Here is a 16,180-nt window from a genome sequence, read left to right as displayed (position 1 = left end):
TTTTTCCGTATCCTGCCAAGCCAATTTGACATCTTTATATCCCACTATCGCCATCATCTTGATTTTTTCATTGTTAATGTGACTACCTTTTTCTATGTTTGTAGATATCTGGAGCCCTACGAATGCTCGATCGCGCATTTCATGGGTCGTGTGTGAGTAGAAACACATATTTGAAGGAGTTGAAGGATGCCGATCGTGATCTCCGCCATCAACGCGAAGGGCGGCGCAGGCAAGACCACGGCTTTGATCAATATCGCTGGCGAATATGCTCTTCGGGGTCGGACCGTGGCGATGATCGACATGGACGCACGCTCAAACTTGGCTAAGTGGTGGAGCGACTGCCGGGAAAAGGATGCCCATGCCGAGGGAATTGAAGTCGTCGGGCATAAGACAGCCAGGTCAGTCAGTGCGTACCTGGCTCGGGCAGAATTTGACTACATCCTGATCGATACGCCAGGCGAGGACACTGCGATCGTCGATCCGGTGATCGGTTGGTCGGATTTGGTGATTTCCCCAATCCAGGCATCGAAGCGCGAAGTGCTCGGGGCCATCGACTGCTTCGAGTCCGTCCTGCGGGTGAACGATGCGCTCGGCCGCGGCTGCCGCCACGGCGTGCTGCGGACGCGAATCTCGCTCACTGTCCGGCATACGGAACTTTATCGGAAAATCCGTCCGATCATCGAAGATGCGGTGGGAACCTATCTGTTTCGGACCGAAGTTATAGAACGCAATGTCTACAAAGATATCCAAAATGGCATTGGCACGCTGCAGATGCAGGATCTGACGGAGCCGATCGTAAAGGCGCGCCGGGAGACCCAACACCTTGTAGGAGAGATCGATGAGCTGCTGGCCGCTGAGAAAGAACGGGGAGCCGTCCGATGACTGCGAAACAGCAACTATCGCTCGATGAGTTCGTGACTGCAGCAAAGAAGAAGGCCTCCGCCGCGGTCATCGGTACGTCCGCAGCTGATACAGGAATGCGGCTGCCCGGAGAGCCCGCCCTGGAGACCAAAGCCATCGCTCAGGAGGCAAGAAAGGCACTAAGGCGGGCAAAGCGGGAGCGGCTGAAGGGAGAGAGCTTCTTCGTGAATGTGAGCCTTGACCGACGGACCAAACGTCGCCTCAAGCTGGCATCTTTCAACGCAGAGACGTCGATGCAGTCGATCATGGAAATGGCCATCGTGAAATATCTCGACGACATTGATGCTTGACCTTCGGATTCCTAGCTTCGAGTTGGTTGGATCAACAATATCTGCTAGGCTGATGTCAAATCGGTCCTGATTTTGGGACGTATTGACCAATTGGCGCAAAGCGCGCCGTCACAGCGATGCGCTTTCTGGAGCAACGAGGAGCAGGCCAAAGCCGTCGTCATGGCGATCAAGGACATTCAGAAATATATCGACGACCACGGCCTCGTCGAAACCAGCGAAGAAGAGTCAGAGAAGCCGATTTATCGTAGGCCGGGTTTCGAAGGGATTCGCAGCTTTGGAGAGATGGAGCAGATATTCAGCCAGTTTATTCGCGAGCATCGTGACGCAAAGCGGCTCAATCGCGCGCAGGTCGGCATGATGGTCGGCCTGCACGAGACGATCTTCGCAAGGTATGAGCGAGCGTTTTCGAAACTGCAGGCGACGCGGCTCATTCACCTTTGCGAAATCCTCGATTGTTCCCCTATTGAAATGATCCATGCGGCCGCCCCGCACCTTTTTGGCGAAAGCCGCAGGGAGGCTGATGACAAGCTGAAGTTGATGTTGCTGATCTTAAATATGCCGCCGTCCACCGCCTCAAGCCTGCTGAGCATGATCGAAGGTTTGGTAGGAGACGACAGACAGGCCGCTGCTGCCCCAGGGCGGTGAACTCACGGGACAATTGGTGTACCGGTCCAAGCGATCGCACGCACAATGCAGTCACAGTCGACGATCGGAAGGTCAACCGTGGTCTGGAATGCTGGGTCGTCGTGGGCGACAAACGCCCTCCATGGACGATTGCGACGGTTCTGCGTCACATCCGGCGGTGAAATTGAAGATTATGAACATGAACCGGGCACCTGGAGCGCGGCCTCAGGCGGTCGAACTACACCAGCAATCCAACAATCCATCACATCGATGAATCGGTCCGGCCGAACCGATTCATACCTTTCATTGGACGCCATTGCCGTGCCGCGCAATGCTGTTCGCCATGAACGCATTGCACTACCAGCTCTATATCGAACGGCTTGACCCGGGACGGAACATGTCTCGATTCTACGCACTTTCGATCGAGGAGACGCTGTTCGGCCAAACTTGTCTCATCCGCCGTTGGGGACGCATCGGCACTCGGGGCCGCACGGTCCAACACTCCTTCGATAACGATCATGAGGCAGTAGGCCTCTTTCTCGAGTTGCTGCGCGCCAAGCGCCTGCGCGGCTACGGGCCGAGGCGTCCACTCGACACGCAAAAGCGGCCCCGTCCCGGTGGGACGAGACCGCTTCGAGTAATCAATCCCGGTTAGAGCGCGACCAGATGAGCTGAAGCCCTTCCTGCCCATCTACTTCGACCAGCGTTGCGTAAATCGGGTTGGGAAACGATGGATCGTCCAGCTTCACCGAGAGGTAGTCGCGTTCGGTGTCCTTGGCCGTCTTCTGCCAGGCGGCGCCGAGTTCGACCGCGCCGGAGAAGATGCGGAACTGGGGACCCTTGTCGGACGGCGTCTCGACCCGCTCGATGCGAGCCTTGACGTTGAGGTTGAGGGTCTTGATCGTGCCGCTGAAGCCGTTGGCGGTGGTGGTGAAGGTGCCGATGGTGGCCATGTTGATGCTCCTTTCCTTGTGTCGGGCCGCGCCCATCGCGGCCTCGATGGCAGTCGACGAACCGGAGACGATCGGACCGCACCCGCCGGGGTCCCCGTTGCGCCTGCGCAATGGGGTGGTTCTTCAGGGCCGAAATGAAATGGAGGGCGGCCGGAAGCGGCTTTCTTGGCTCGCGAGGAATGACGGCGCCCCGGGGTCCCCACGCGATAAGTCGGGTGGGGTGGGGTCCGGCAGGGGAAGAAAGTTGCGGATGGCCGTTGCAGGAGAACGATCGAGGCGAAGCCGTTTCCGGTCAGACATGCCTCATCGAGCCGCCGAGGGGCTGGCCAGCCGCGTTCGGAAGGGAAGGAAGCTGGTCAGCAAGGATTTCGACAACCGCGGCATCGCCTCGCGCTCGATCGTGGCACTGCCGCCGGTATGCTCAATCGCCACTCGGCCGATGTTCCGCCGCGAGGCGATGCTCGGCCTTCGCACGGACTCGGCCATGGATCAGGGACGAGCTCGCCGCGAAGGCGGGAAAGGCAGCGCCGGCCCGCCTCGTGAATGAGACAGCGCTGGCCTGCCGTTCCGTATCATGCCGGGGTTGAAGCGGACGGATCGGGGAGGGCAAGAGAGCCTCTCCCCGCCAACAATCGGTGTTTGGAACAATCAGGCGCGGCCTCGCGCTCATCGGAAGCGGCCGGTTGAAGACTGTGGAGGAACGCAACTGCGCGCTGCGCATGGGCTGCGGCCGAGAAGATCGCCCGCTTGTCGTCGGCCAGCACCCTGAGCCAGGAGTCGAGATAGCTCGCATGGTCCGGCCGCGGCTCGAGTTCCGGCGCGATGCCGAGATCGGCGCACAGGAAACAGCTTCCGAGCTCGGCGATGAGTTCTTCCCGCGCCCGCTCGCTGCGATCTTTACCGTAGCGGCTGAGATCGCGATTGACGCGACGCGGCGCCGACGTCCAATGCGTCGCTTCGTGACTCAGCGTCGCGACATAGGCCTCCGCGTCCCTAAACGTCTGGAGCGGCGGCATCTGGATGTGATCGGTCGCGGGTGAGAAGTAGGCGCTGTCGCCACCATGCCGGATCACCGCACCGGTATTGGCGAAGAAGCGATCGGCACGCTCGATGCGTGGGACCGGATCGCGCATGGGTTCCGCGTTATGTTCGCAGTAATAGTCCGGCAGACCGTCGATCTGCGCGATGTTGAACACAAAGTAGGCTTTAAGGAACGGAATTTCCCGGTCGACTTCCTGGCCGGCGGCGTCGGCTTCCGTCCTTGTGAAGCGGCTCGCGAAGACGACCATCGAGCCGGTCTCGCCCTTGCGCACCGCGCCGCCGAGTTCGAGCGCCTGCTTGAAAGTCATCCAAATGGGGCTGGTGAAGCCGCGCGCGATCGCCTCGGACCACAAAAGCAGCACGTTCATGCCGCTGTAAGGCAGGCCGTTGTGCCGCAACGGCCGGGTCACTCGGCCGACAGCGTTGTTCGAATGCCAAGGCTGCGTCCAGGGGCGGACACCCTTCTCCAACTCGGCAACGATACGGTCCGTGATGCGTGCGTAGATGTCTACGCGCGGTGATTTTTCTTTCCTGCTCATTTTCCTGAACCTCCGGTTCTGGAGGCCGCGCCAATCGCGGCCCCGTCACGAGGTCCGCCTGGGCGGAGCAGGAAGGCAGGCGGCGCACCGTGTAGGCCGTAGCGGCAGCGAAGGACGGCAACGCCGTTGCGCGGCCGGCCTGGCTCCGCCAGGACTGCGGGCAGGACGGGGCCGCGAGGGACCGGAAAGAAGAGAGGCGGCGCCGAGGCGCCGCCCAGGTGCGTCGGAGGAAAGTCGGTTCAATGAACCGACCTGCCGCCGCTATAGGGGTCGTATTCGAAGAGGATTTCGACATCGGCGCCGTCGAGTTCGTCGGCGGGGAGAACGCCGAATTCATCGTCGACCTGGAAGAGGATGACCGGGGCCATGAGGGTGCGGGCGAGGTTCCAGGCGGCCTTTTGGGCGAGGATAAGATCGTTGGACATCTGAGGGCTCCATTTTGGAGCGGGCCAATTCCCGCTCGATGGCTCCGTCAGTGTGCGGCGGCGGGCGCGATCACCGCGCGGGCTTCAGCCAAGCGGCCGCAGCTTGCTAGCGGACCCCTTGTGGGTTGATCGTGGAAGATCCGCCGCCGCACCAGGAAAGCCATCACAAGAGAGCGGGGATTGGACAGCGGGAGAGCCCGTGTCGCTATTGGCGAGAGCCGGGCCGAGTTGACTATCGCCGGCACTTGTGCCGAGAACGGTCTCGCAGCTTGACATGAATTCCACACTCTACGCATAAAATTGACATTTCATGCTCGATACCTATATATCATGCGTAACGGACCAGATTTAGGAGTTGGGCATGGCTTTCAGGGCGGACGAGGCGGCGGCGAACGGATATGAGCGAGCAAGAAGTTATCTCGTGTCGAGGAACTTCACGCCCGCCGAGCGAGAGCGGAGCGAGAAGGCGTTGCTCGAAATCGTCGACGAATGCGGGCCGGTGGTCGAAGGCTATCCAACCTGGCATCCGCTGGTATCGAACCACGACGACCGGAACCCTGAGACATACCCTAGCGATCGCTGCGGCTATCGTGGTCTCGACCACACGATCTATTTCGCGCACGGATTTCTCACCTGTCCTTATGTGAACGGACAGGAGGTTATCGATTCCGCGCACGGGTTACCGTATCATCCGCGCGCCTCGATCACGGCCGAACTGATCGATGCGCCCTTCTACAATACGGGGACCCAGCCGGTACTGGTCCGCTGCGAATGGTCCTCTTCCCTGGAGCCGGGGAAGATGGTGCCGAAGTCGCTCGCTGTCCCCTTGATGCTGGAGCAGGAACTTCCAGTCTGGAGGTGGTCGTCACGGGCAGAGAACTGGGAGACGATGCGGCCCTATCTGCTCGGAGCGCCGCATGGAAGCAGGTCATCCCTGTTCGTCAGTCAGGACACGGCGCTGGCCATGAAGAAGGTCTACATGGCGATGGTGGAAAGCGGCATGTTCGGCCCCATGAAGATGGGATAGCCACCACGATCGTTGCGCCTGATGGCTGCGGTCGCGATGATGATGAACGGAGGGCGGAGCCGAAACCCCGCCCTCGGCGACTCATCCAAGCGCCGCCATCTGCAGGTCGGCCGCCTTGCGGTCGACGGTCCGGCCGGGATTCTCGATGGCGCGCTCGAAGGGCTTCCAGGCCTCGCCGACGATCTGCTCGTAGGCGGTGACGGCGCCCTGCGCGGCCATGCGGAGCGCGTGCGACTGGAGGGCCATGTCGGCGGCGAACTCGCGCTTGCGCTGTGCGGCGCTGTCGAAGCCAACGGGCCCATCGACGTCTTCGTCGCGGTCGTCGCAGGCGGCCTTGGCCGTGGCGTCCCGAGCCTCGGTCACCGCGCGGCTGTAGAACTGGCCGGCGCCGTAGGCCGAACCGACAAACGCCCCGACGATGCGCTGCAGGTGGATCTGCATGGCGCGTTCGCCAAGTCCTTCATCGAGCGCCGCGGCGGTGTCGACGAGGAGCTTTTCGTGCAGGTCTCGTATGCCGTCGCTGTCGAGGACCGGCAGGCCGAAACTCTCGGCAATGAGGGAGCACTGTGCGGCATCGGGGCAGACGAGGCGGACCATTTCGATTGTGGTACCCTTGCGGAGCGGAACGATACGGGCGTTTGTGCGGGGATTGGCGGTTTTCCTGGTCATGGCATGTCCTTTCTTCGGGTTTCCGAAGCTCGGACCGGCTCCGGGCCGGCCCTCCCTCGGGCGCGGCCCAAAAGAACCGGCGGATTGACGGGCGCTTCAGGGTCCGGGCGAACCGAGGCGAGCATGGCAGGTTTGCGGCCAAGCAGGGCTTCTTCAGCCCTCGCGCGGGACGCGGGCCCTGCCATGCCGAGCGCGGTGCGCTCCGGCCGCCCGCGGCGCGCAACGCGGCCTTGAAGCGCACGGCCGCCGGTTCAGGACCGCATGAAGCCCGAGGGAGGACCGGCACGGCCTCGATTCCGACACGGAAACGCCAGGACATGCGGCCATGACCATCTGCCCCAATTCCTCCCTCCAACTTCGAGCGTATCGTTGCCGCGACCACTATCACCATGATGGTCGCTCGCGTGCCTATCGCACGCGACATCATCGGTAGCGCCAGGCATTCACACCGAACAGCGGCACCGCTACACCCACTCGCCCATGTCGGCGACGGCGCCGTGCCGATCGAGGAATCCGGCGATCGCCTGTTCCTGCCGCACCAGCTTGCGTGACAGGGCGTCGATTTCGGGCTGGTGCTCCGCGGTCAGGGCCGCGAGTTGCGCGCGGTAGGGCTCGAGAAAGGCGCCGGGGTCGGGCGCCCTGTCCCGGCGATAAGGCGTCCGGCGCTGCAACAGGCCGGGGATCAGCGCCGACATGCGCCGCGTGATCTGCCGGTCGTTCCTGTCGAGCTGACGCTGTGTCTGCCGGAGCACCTCTTCCATGCGGGAGAGGTGCTGGCGCAGCTCGGGCGGGAGTGTCATCGCACCCTCCCCTGCCGGCCGGCGAAACTCGACGGGCCGGCATAGACGGCATGACGGTCGGGATCGATGACGAAGCCGAAGCGGCCGACCTCATATTCGTCGGCAGGCACGAGGAAGCGCCGTTCCTCGGTGCCTGCGCCGCGTTTGCCGCCCGGGGTGGCGACGCATTCGACGAAGTCCTTCACCTCATCCGAGGTGATCGCCGAGACCACGATCCAGTCGGCGGCATGCTCCACTTCGAAGGCACGGCGGTCGTTCTCGCGGGATTCGCCGGGGGCGAGGATGCCGCCGAAAATCGCTTCCCAGGCATCGGGCCAGCTATCCTTGATGGTGCTCTCGGCGCAACGGCGCTCAAAACCCGTGAACAGATTCGGGAAGGTGATGGCGACGATCGCCCAGCACTCGTCCTCTTCATACCACCCGCCGGCCGAACGCAGCATCGGGTGGACCTTGCGGTTTCGCTCGGCCGAAAGCTTGAAACCGCCATGCCCGGCCGTCGAATGGGCGGTGACCCCTCCGCATCGACGGACGCACCTGGCGACAAGGCGTGCTGGCACCGCCACCGATCTCGCGCCGGCCGAGCCTCAGCTCTTCCCGGGCATGCTCGGCCTGCTCGGCGACACTCGCGCGGAAAGCCGCCTCGTCGGCCAGCTCGCCGGCATCGCCATAGAAATCCGCGCGCGTCCATTCCGCCATCGGCCGGGCGATGCGCCAACCGCTTACGAGAAAATGGCGGCCGTCGCGCCCAGGGGGCCATGGCGTAGGCGTGGTCGCCGAACAAGGCGACCGGCATACCGTCGGCGCTGCGCCCAAAGGAAGCCCCAGACGGTTCGGGGGCCGCAGGCGACGAGAGCGAGGAGGAAGGCATCTGGCTCATGCCGGGGTCCTCCCCTCGACGGGATCGGCAGCGGCCTCGCCGTCTGTGACGTCATCCAGCACCGCATGAGGATAGCCGGTCTGAGACAACCAGTCCTGCGCAGCCGCGCGATGCGGCGCCAGATGGACGAGTTCGGCATGGTCGCCAGCACGGTCAAAGACGCGCACCGAACCGACCGGCGGGCACTCGACGATGGTAAAGCGCAAGCTGGAGGCGAGCGAGAACGTGCGGTGGACACGAATGGCGATGACGCCGCCGGCGCTGAAGTCGGCCTCGTGCAGGGTGAAGGTGCCGCTGGCGCCGAGCGTGCCGCCGTCGCGGCCATCCTGCTTGCGGATGAGCCGGCCCTGGCTGTTATTGTTCTTCCAGGCGGCGAGCTTTCTGGAATGCCGCTCCGGCGGACGCGGTTTTTCGTCGGACCAGGCGACGATGGCGCCGATCGGCGCATGCTTGAACATCGTAAGTGCGGGCATGATGTCCTCCTGTTCGGGAAGGTGAAACGAAACCGCCGCCGGGTGACCCGGCGGCGGTGCGATCGAAAAGGCAAGCGAGGCGTTACTCAGCGGCTTCGCGATAGCCCTCCTCGACCTCATCGGCCGTCTCGCCGTCGACGAGGCGGTCCTGGCCGGCCGTACCTTCGGCCCCAGGATCATCGTCCTCAACTTCGGCGACGGCGCTCTTGGTCAATTGGCTGAGGCTCATCGCATCTGGTGCGAACAGCGCGGCGGAATGGACGAAATGGCCCTCCTTGAAGTGCTCGACGAGGGCGGCTCTCGTGTCCTTCACCCGCGCCCGCGGCAACACCGGCGTGTCGGCGCACGAGGCCTCGAGCGCCGGTCGCGACAGGCAGGAGAGGAAGTCCTCCGTGCCCATATTGGCGAGGAAGCCGTCGGCGCCGATCGCGCCGCCGGCAACGACCGCCACGATGCCCGACTTGCTGATGTTCTCCCGGCACGAGAGCACGTCGATCAGTACGCCGCGCGCGGCGATGCGCAGCGTGTCGGTGTCGAAGGCGAACTTGCCCTCGGCATCGAACAGCGCTGCGGCATGGCGCCCGAAGCGGCCCCCATGGCGGAAGTCCCCGCCGGCTCCGGAATCGACGCGCACATTCTGGCCGGCGAAGGCGAGAACCAGCAGCGCGAGCAGCGTGTCGTCCTCGACGGGCGCGCGCGAGAGCGCCTCGTGCAGCGCATCGGTGCGCAGATCACCGATCATCTCGATGCCCTTGCGCGTGACGTCGGGGCGGGGCCTGGAGACGACGACCGCCTCGTCCCCGCCGGCGTCTTCCGCCGCCTTCCCCCTGGCATTCTTCGCGTCCGGCATGCGGAATTGGACCGATTTCACCTTTCCGTCGCGATCGAGATACATCGCCGTGTGATCCGACTTCTTCGGCGTGCCGTAGACCCGCTCCGCCTTCGGCGGCAGCTTCGCCTCGCCCCAAGTGTTGGTCTCGGTGATGACCCCCTTCTTGGGCAGGTGCTGCGTCATCCACTCCTGCTGCGCGCCGAGAAAAGCCTCGACGTCGGTGGTGTAGCGGCCGTCCTGGTCGGCCGGCGCGAACAGGTCCTCGACCCAGGAGATGCCATAGGCCTGCGCGAGGTCGTCGCCGAAGCTGGCGTCGCGCGCAAACATGCGGGTCTTGGCGAGGCCGTTGGCGATGGCCCACCACGAGGCCTGGCGGTCGCCCTTGGCGGGCTTATGCGCCTTCCAGACCTCCTTCTGTTCGTCAAGCGAGGCGGCCGCGATCGTTCGAAGCTGGCGCTCGTCGGGCATGTCGCCCTTGGCCATGTGATCGAGCATCGCCGGCAGCACGTTGGCGAGCAGCCTCAGCTTCTTGATCTGGCGCACCGGCTGGGCGAGCGCGATGCCGATCGCGTCCTCCGTCCAGCCGAGCGCTACGAGACGCTCGATGGCCCGCCACTGATCGACGGGATTGAGCTGCTCGTGCGCGATCGTCGTGACCAGGGAACGCATGGCACCGCCATCTTCGGCACGGGAAACCACTAGAACCGCGATTTCCTCGAGGCCCGCGGCGATCGCCTGCGTGACGCGGCGGTGGCCCTCGTCGATGACGAAGCCGTTGCCGCCATCGGCCTCGGCGGCGACGACAGGCGGCTGCACGATGCCGACAGCCTTGATGGTGGCCAAGAGCAGGGCGTCGGCCTGCGGGCTGGACTTTGAACGGCGCGCCTTGTCGGGATTGTCCTTGAGCGAGCGCGGATCGATAAATTTCAGTTCCATAGAGATGCTCCTTTGGGATTGCGGACACGGCCTTTCACCGGTCCTTTTTTCGTCTTCTTGCTGAAGACACCTCCCGGATCCGCGGAGCGGGCGGGCCGGGGCAATTGCGTCCGAGCATCCCTGCCCGGCTAGCCGAGCGGGGCCTCTTCAGCCCTGCGCAGGATGACGGGCCGGGATCGCGACGGGAGCGATTGAGCGCCAGCGTCGGCGGAACGCTCGCTCCGCGAGCGGTCCTTTATTCCTGCTTTTCTTCCGGGTTTGCCTCACCCGAGAAAATGGCTGGTTAGGGTTGCCTGCCGGGCGCGCCGGGGCGCAGGACGTTGAGAGCTCCCGCGCAGGTTGGCAGGCGTCGCCGCATGCACTTCGTCCGGTGCCGAAGTATCTTCAGGAGCGGAGCGAAAGAGGATCATGGCGATGACCCCAGAACCACGAATGCGGGCTGCGGACAGGCGTGTTGGACTGGGACAGCGCATCCGCTGGAACGCGGCGTTCCTGACCTGGCGAAGCGGCGCAGCAGCTGGGTCGATCGCGCTCACACGCCTTGGCCGCCAGTCGGACTGCCTTATCCGATTCCAACTGATCGGCGACAACGACCGGCCCGCTCGACTGAGACGGCGGTTCATGCAGCCCGCGTTTCGTCCGGTCTTGCGCCTTCGACGTCCTGCGCCAGAGACTTCTCGATCTCGCCGAGTTTCCTGCGCTTGTCAGCCAGCTCGCCCGAAAACGCAAACGCGCCGCCCTCGCACGAACGGTAGGATGCAAGGCGACGTTCGGTGTCGGAGAGGCGATGCTGCTCGCGTTCCCGTTCTTCCTCGAAGGTGCTAAGCACATGCTCAAGCCGGGCGATCGCACCGAGCGGCGTGGTGGTGACCGGCAATTCGATCTCGGTCTCGGCCCCGGTGCGCACCAGCATGGTGGCGTAACGATAGCCGTCCTGGCCGAAGCGCTCGCCCGAGTATTCCAGGTCGAATCCACCGACTGTGGCGACGACGCTCTTGCCGGCGTGCTGGAGCTGTACCAGGGTCAGGATCTCCTTCATCAGCGCGCGCCCGGCCGGCTTGCGTTCGGCGAACGCCTCCTCTCTCACGGCCATGCGGAACGCCTGGCCCGCGGTCGCAACCAGACGTGTGAGGTCCTGCCCGATCTCGCGAACACGGCGCGTCACGTATTCGATGTCGCGTTTGGCGTCCCTAATCTGCCGGCGAATGGCGAACTGATCATCCTGGTGCGCGGCGCGCAGACGTTCAAGCCGGGCGATATCGGCTTCGAGCCCCGCCTTCTGCATGAGGCGCGGATCGCCCGAGGCGATGGCCTTGGCCATGGCGAACTGGTTGGCCTGCCCATCGCCGAGGTCCTCGAGCCTGCGCACCGAGGTGTCGCCCGACAGCGCTGCGGCGATGAAGCGGGCCTTACGCTCGTTGTTCTGCCACAGCTGGGCGTCCATCGAGCCTTCGGTCGCGTAGGCGAAGATGTCGACGACCTCGTGCTGGTTGCCCTGCCGAAGGATGCGCCCCTCGCGCTGCTCGATCTGCGAGGGCAGCCAGGGCACGTCGAGATGGTGCAGGGCCTTCAAGCGAAGCTGCGCGTTGACGCCGGTGCCCATTGTATCGGACGAGCCGATGAGGAAGCGGATCTTGCCGGCCCGCAGGTCGCCGAACAGACGTTGCTTGGCTTCCGACTTCTTGAAATCCTGCATGAAGGCGATCTGCGAGGCCGGAACGCCGAGACGAACAAGCTCCTCACGGATCCAGCGGTAGGCGGAAAAGCCCCTCGTCCTCTCGACGCTGACCGTGCCGAGATCGGAGAAGATCATCTGCGCGGCGCCCCTGAGCTCGAACGGCTTGCCGTCCGGCCGGACATACTCACTGCCAGCCGTCTCCTGCCAGATGCGGAAGGCATTGCCGACGAGATCGTTGAGCTTGTTGTCTGGCTCATTGTCGTTGCCGACATCGACGAGGCGCAGGTCGATCGCCGCATGCCGGCCGTCGGTGATGACGGAAAGCAGGATGTCGTCGCCGGGCTCGGGCGGACGGTCGCGCTGTTCGATCGCCTTGATCCGCTGGTCAAGGAGGACCTGGTAGCGCTTGAAGGCGGCCGAAGGCTTTGACGTCCTGATCTGGCGTGCGCCAGTCGAGAGCGCCGGCACTTTGACGTATGCGCGCAGGTCCTCCGGCATCACCACATCCGCGAAGGAACGGAACATGGCGATAAGCTCGGGCACGTTGACGAAAGTGGCGAAGCGGGTGACCGGCTTGTATTTGCCGTTGGGCTGCAGCTCGAGTTCGGTGGTGACGTCGCCGAAGGTCGAGGCCCAGGCGTCGAACTCGTGTAGGCCGCGCTCGGCGAGTGCGGCATAGCCGAGATAGCGCTGGACCGAGAACATCTCGCCCAGCGTGTTGGTGATTGGCGTGCCGGAGGCGAGCACGAGCGCCCGGCCCGGGTTCTTCGTCTCCACCAACCGCGACTTCACATAGAGGTCCCAGGCGCGCTGCGAGCCGTTCGGATCGATACCTTTCAGCGTCGACATGTTGGTGGCGAAGGAGAGTTTTCTGAACTCCTGCGCCTCGTCGACGATGATCTGGTCAACGCCGATCTCGGAGATGGTGAGCAGGTCGTCCTTGCGCGTGGCGAGCGACTCCAGCCGTTCCTTCAGACCTTCCTTCAATCGCTCGAGGCGCTTGCGTGACACGCGGTCGCCGCTCTCGACCTTGGTGAGCAGCACCTCGTAGAGCTCGAGCTCGTCCTCGATCATCCGCTGCTCGAAGCCCGAGGGTACGCCGATGAAGCGGAAGGCGGAATGGGTGATGATGATGGCGTCCCAGGTCGCGGTTGCCGCCCGCGACAGGAAACGGTGGCGCTTGTCCTTCGTAAAATTGGTGTCGTCGGCGACCAGGATTCGGGCGGTCGGATAGAGCGCCAGGAACTCGCGCGCGGCCTGTCCGAGGCAATGGCCGGGGACGACAAGCATCGCCTTGGCAATCAGGCCGAGGCGCTTTTGCTCCATAATGGCGGCTGCAAGCGTCATGGTCTTGCCGGCGCCGACGGCGTGGGCGAGATAGGTTGCGCCGGCAGAAATAATGCGCCAGATGCCGCGCTTCTGGTGCCCATAAAGAGAAAAGGCGCCAGAGGCGCCCGAAAGCCGAAGGTGGTCCCCGTTGAACTTCCGCGGGGCGATGTTGTTGAAGCGGTCGTTGTAGATCCGCGTCAGCCGGTCCGTGCGATCGGAATCGGACCAGATCCAGGTCAGGAATGCCGACCTGATCTTCGCCAGTTTCTCCTTGGCCGCCTCGGTGTCGACGACATTGAGGACCCGCCGTTCGCCGTCGCCCTCCTTGATGGTGTCGAAGATCTGGGGAATGCGGCTGTTGAGCGCATCGGCGACGAGCTCGCCGGCATGGCGGCGTCCGGTGCCCCATTCGGAGGTTCCGGCGGCCATCCAGCCCAGTTGACGCGCCTCGACGGTCCATGAGGCGAGCGCCGGCATGTGATGGATGTGGATATCGGCGCCCATCGTCTCCCTCACGAAAGCAACCACGTCGGCGGCCGGGATCCACGGGGCGCCGAGGCGCGCCGTGATATCGGATGGGCCGAGATCGGCCGGCTGGACGGTGACGAGCGCGCGGACATTGCGTTCGAAGGCCGGGTCGAGCGCGGCGGCGACTTCAGCGGCTTCAAGCTTGTCGCGGACCTGGCCGGAAAGATAGGCGTCGTCGGTCTGCCACGCCCCGCTCTCAGGGTCGCGGAAGATGGAACCACCCAAATCTGCGATGACGGTTTCTGCATCGACATGCAGCAATTCGGCGACGTGGTCGACGTCGACACGGCCGCGTTCGTTGAGCACGACGGCGAGCGCATCGGCCGGTGAATTGATGATGGGTGCCGCGGGCGGCGCGATGACCCGCTCGGTGAAGATCGGCCCCGGCCGCGCCGTGTCGGTCTCCAGGTCGTAATCCTCGATCGACGCGACCAGCCAGCAATCCGGATCGTCGAGGAAAGGCAGCAGGTTCGGGCGGCGATGCGCCTCGCGTACCTCGCCGGTTTCCGGGTCCTCGCTGGTGGAAACGACGGTTGTGTTGATCGGGCCGAAGGCGCGCACGAAGTTCGACCAGGCGATGCGCAGCTTGACCTGCGCCGGCTTCCAGGGTCGGCCGAATTCCTGGGCCTTGAGGACCTCGCGCACGGCGTCGCGGATGGGGATCAGCTTGCGGATGATACGCGCGTGCTTGTCGGGCACGCCGTCCGAGCTGCGCCCCTTGCGCAGGGGAATCGTTACGGGCACGCCGTCGACCATCTGCATCAGCGCGGTGTTCCTGGCGATGAAATAGCTGCCCTCGCGAATAGCCGGCGCGTCGGAAAGCGTTTCCGCTTCCTCGTCGACGCCGGCGTCGGGATCGATGATCTCCGGCTCGCCGTCGTATATGGCTTCCGGAAGCAGGGAGATGGCGTCCGACAGCGCGTCCACGAGATCCACCCCCGGGTGCGGGAGGCAGGTGTAGGTCTCGCCGAACGGTCCCGACGTCGTGGCATGCGAGCCGAGCACGAAAGCCGGATGGCTGGCGAACCACCGGTTGACACAGATCGCGGTCTCATCGCCATTGGCCGCGCGAACCTCGTCAAGGTAGAGCCAGGCGACGTCGCCCTCCGCTTCGCCGGGCTTGCGCTTGCGCAAGAACAGGATGTCGATCACCACGTCGGTGCCGGCATCCTGCCGGAAACTGCCTTCGGGCAGACGAATGGCGGCGACGAGACTGGCCGACTTTGCGATGTGCTCGCGCGCCGAACAATCCGCCTTGTCAAGAGTGCCGGCGCTGGTCACGAAGGCGGCGAGGCCGCCAGGCTTCAGGAGATCGATCGCGCGGGCGATGAAGTAGTCATGCAGTCGCAGGCCCATCGACCGATAGGCGCGGTCCGAGCGGACTATGCGATCGGAGAATGGTGGATTGCCGATAGCGAGATCGAAACTCGGTTTGAGGTCGGCGCGGGCGAAATCTGCATTGACGATACGCGCCCGCGGCTGCAGCAGCCGAGCAATGCGGGCCGTCACCGGGTCGAGCTCGACGCCGGTAAAATGTACTTGGTCGCGCAGCTCTGCCGGTATCAGCGCGGGGAACAGGCCGGTGCCGATCCCCGGTTCCAGCACCCTGCCCCCACGCCAGCCGAGACGCCGCAGCCCGGCCCAGATCGCCCGGATGATGAACTCGGGGGTGAAATGGGCATACTGGGTGCAGCGCGCCAGCGAGGCGTAGTCCTGGCTCGAAACTGCCGCTTCGAGTGCGGCGCCGATCTCGTCCCAGCCGGCGCGGAACTGGTCGTCACCCGGACGGCGGAACACGGCATTGGCGAGATCCGACGCGCCGAAGCCGGTGAAACGAATGAGCCGGGCCTGTTCCTCGGACGTCGCCGGGCGGTCCTCAGCCTTGATGGCGGCGGTAATTCGGATGGCAGCAAGATTGTCGAGAGCCCGCTGCTTCCAGCCGTTGGCCAGCTCCCGGACGCCTCCGAGATGGAAGTTCTCGCCGGTCGCGACGGCAGGCCCGCCTCCGCCGGATGGAAGCGCCCCCTGCGAACTGATTGGCGATCGCGGTCCTCCGGACGCAGGCGTTTCGCCAAGCTCCGGGTCGCCGGCGCCAAGGTCGCTGCCGAAGGCGGTGACGCCGAGGCCGAGCCCGGAGGACAGCGCGGTGTCGTTGAACAGGTCGAGCGTGAAGGGATCGTCGTTGGACATGGGTGTGGTCTCCTTGAGGGAAAAGGCGCGCGCCGCCGGCCGCTTGCC

14 protein-coding genes are annotated in these 16,180 nt (G+C 64.3%); 5 read left to right on the top strand and 9 right to left on the bottom strand.

Features of this window, described 5'->3' with window-relative positions:
* Positions 1-186 precede the first annotated feature (186 nt).
* The 4 genes from LB558_RS07380 to LB558_RS07365 all read left to right on the top strand — a co-directional run bounded on the left by LB558_RS07380 (position 187) and on the right by LB558_RS07365 (position 2,490).
* Positions 187-882 (top strand): ParA family protein, encoded by a 696-nt coding sequence (locus LB558_RS07380; RefSeq protein WP_224696928.1) that lies wholly within the window; start codon positions 187-189, stop codon positions 880-882.
* Positions 879-1,211 (top strand): hypothetical protein, encoded by a 333-nt coding sequence (locus tag LB558_RS07375; RefSeq protein WP_224696927.1) that lies wholly within the window; start codon positions 879-881, stop codon positions 1,209-1,211. The genes LB558_RS07380 and LB558_RS07375 overlap by 4 nt, the downstream gene beginning before the upstream one ends.
* 72 nt (positions 1,212-1,283) lie before the next feature.
* Positions 1,284-1,856 (top strand): helix-turn-helix domain-containing protein, encoded by a 573-nt coding sequence (locus LB558_RS07370; protein ID WP_224696926.1) that lies wholly within the window; start codon positions 1,284-1,286, stop codon positions 1,854-1,856.
* A gap of 310 nt (positions 1,857-2,166) precedes the next feature.
* Positions 2,167-2,490, top strand: a complete 324-nt coding sequence (locus tag LB558_RS07365; RefSeq protein ID WP_318011620.1) for a WGR domain-containing protein — start codon at positions 2,167-2,169, stop codon at positions 2,488-2,490.
* Here LB558_RS07365 and LB558_RS07360 read toward each other — a convergent pair.
* The 3 genes from LB558_RS07360 to LB558_RS07350 form a co-directional block, all read right to left on the bottom strand.
* Positions 2,477-2,788, bottom strand: a complete 312-nt coding sequence (locus LB558_RS07360) for a DUF736 domain-containing protein (protein WP_224696925.1) — start codon at positions 2,786-2,788, stop codon at positions 2,477-2,479. The two genes, LB558_RS07365 and LB558_RS07360, sit on opposite strands and share 14 nt — an antisense overlap.
* 572 nt (positions 2,789-3,360) lie before the next feature.
* A complete protein-coding gene (locus LB558_RS07355) occupies positions 3,361-4,368 on the bottom strand; it encodes an ArdC family protein (protein WP_224696924.1) in 1,008 nt (335 codons plus the stop codon).
* A gap of 239 nt (positions 4,369-4,607) precedes the next feature.
* Entirely contained in the window at positions 4,608-4,793 is a 186-nt protein-coding gene (locus LB558_RS07350; protein WP_224696923.1) for a hypothetical protein, read from the bottom strand.
* Between the two features lie 361 nt (positions 4,794-5,154).
* Here LB558_RS07350 and LB558_RS07345 point away from each other — a divergent pair, with 361 nt between their 5' ends.
* Positions 5,155-5,820 carry a hypothetical protein gene (locus LB558_RS07345; protein ID WP_224696922.1) on the top strand — a complete coding sequence of 222 codons (666 nt, stop codon included), beginning with the start codon at positions 5,155-5,157 and terminating at the stop codon, positions 5,818-5,820.
* Positions 5,821-5,901: 81 nt separating this feature from the next.
* On the opposite strand, the gene LB558_RS07340 is transcribed toward LB558_RS07345, so the two are convergent.
* The 6 genes from LB558_RS07340 to LB558_RS07315 all read right to left on the bottom strand — a co-directional run bounded on the left by LB558_RS07340 (position 5,902) and on the right by LB558_RS07315 (position 16,132).
* Positions 5,902-6,489 (bottom strand): hypothetical protein, encoded by a 588-nt coding sequence (locus tag LB558_RS07340; protein WP_224696921.1) that lies wholly within the window; start codon positions 6,487-6,489, stop codon positions 5,902-5,904.
* A 464-nt stretch (positions 6,490-6,953) separates the two neighbouring features.
* A complete protein-coding gene (locus tag LB558_RS07335; protein WP_224696920.1) occupies positions 6,954-7,289 on the bottom strand; it encodes a hypothetical protein in 336 nt (111 codons plus the stop codon).
* Entirely contained in the window at positions 7,286-7,846 is a 561-nt protein-coding gene (locus LB558_RS33155) for a DUF7007 domain-containing protein (RefSeq protein WP_412033441.1), read from the bottom strand. Before LB558_RS33155 ends, LB558_RS07335 begins: the two co-directional genes overlap by 4 nt.
* 316 nt (positions 7,847-8,162) lie before the next feature.
* Entirely contained in the window at positions 8,163-8,639 is a 477-nt protein-coding gene (locus LB558_RS07325; protein ID WP_224696919.1) for a hypothetical protein, read from the bottom strand.
* A gap of 82 nt (positions 8,640-8,721) precedes the next feature.
* Positions 8,722-10,407: a ParB N-terminal domain-containing protein gene (locus LB558_RS07320; protein WP_224696918.1), complete on the bottom strand. Its 1,686-nt coding sequence runs from the start codon at positions 10,405-10,407 to the stop codon at positions 8,722-8,724.
* Positions 10,408-11,026: 619 nt separating this feature from the next.
* Positions 11,027-16,132, bottom strand: coding sequence for an N-6 DNA methylase (locus LB558_RS07315; protein WP_224696917.1), 5,106 nt, complete (start codon positions 16,130-16,132; stop codon positions 11,027-11,029).
* Positions 16,133-16,180: the final 48 nt, after the last annotated feature.

Source organism: Mesorhizobium sp. CO1-1-8 (genome assembly GCF_020164875.1).
GTDB lineage: Bacteria > Pseudomonadota > Alphaproteobacteria > Rhizobiales > Rhizobiaceae > Mesorhizobium.
Note: the sequence above shows the minus strand (reverse complement) of the source record. Positions and strands in the feature narration are given on the sequence as shown.

Excerpts from the sequence above, each read along its gene's own strand:
- LB558_RS07350 (WP_224696923.1), bottom strand. The coding sequence starts at position 4,793 with ATGTCCAACGATCTTATCCTCGCCCAAAAGGCCGCCTGGAACCTCGCC.
- LB558_RS07345 (WP_224696922.1), top strand. The coding sequence starts at position 5,155 with ATGGCTTTCAGGGCGGACGAGGCGGCGGCGAACGGATATGAGCGAGCA.
- LB558_RS07360 (WP_224696925.1), bottom strand. The coding sequence starts at position 2,788 with ATGGCCACCATCGGCACCTTCACCACCACCGCCAACGGCTTCAGCGGC.
- LB558_RS07365 (WP_318011620.1), top strand. The coding sequence starts at position 2,167 with ATGCTGTTCGCCATGAACGCATTGCACTACCAGCTCTATATCGAACGG.
- LB558_RS07335 (WP_224696920.1), bottom strand. The coding sequence starts at position 7,289 with ATGACACTCCCGCCCGAGCTGCGCCAGCACCTCTCCCGCATGGAAGAG.
- LB558_RS07315 (WP_224696917.1), bottom strand. The coding sequence starts at position 16,132 with ATGTCCAACGACGATCCCTTCACGCTCGACCTGTTCAACGACACCGCG.
- LB558_RS07340 (WP_224696921.1), bottom strand. The coding sequence starts at position 6,489 with ATGACCAGGAAAACCGCCAATCCCCGCACAAACGCCCGTATCGTTCCG.
- LB558_RS07375 (WP_224696927.1), top strand. The coding sequence starts at position 879 with ATGACTGCGAAACAGCAACTATCGCTCGATGAGTTCGTGACTGCAGCA.
- LB558_RS07320 (WP_224696918.1), bottom strand. The coding sequence starts at position 10,407 with ATGGAACTGAAATTTATCGATCCGCGCTCGCTCAAGGACAATCCCGAC.
- LB558_RS07380 (WP_224696928.1), top strand. The coding sequence starts at position 187 with ATGCCGATCGTGATCTCCGCCATCAACGCGAAGGGCGGCGCAGGCAAG.
- LB558_RS07325 (WP_224696919.1), bottom strand. The coding sequence starts at position 8,639 with ATGCCCGCACTTACGATGTTCAAGCATGCGCCGATCGGCGCCATCGTC.
- LB558_RS07355 (WP_224696924.1), bottom strand. The coding sequence starts at position 4,368 with ATGAGCAGGAAAGAAAAATCACCGCGCGTAGACATCTACGCACGCATC.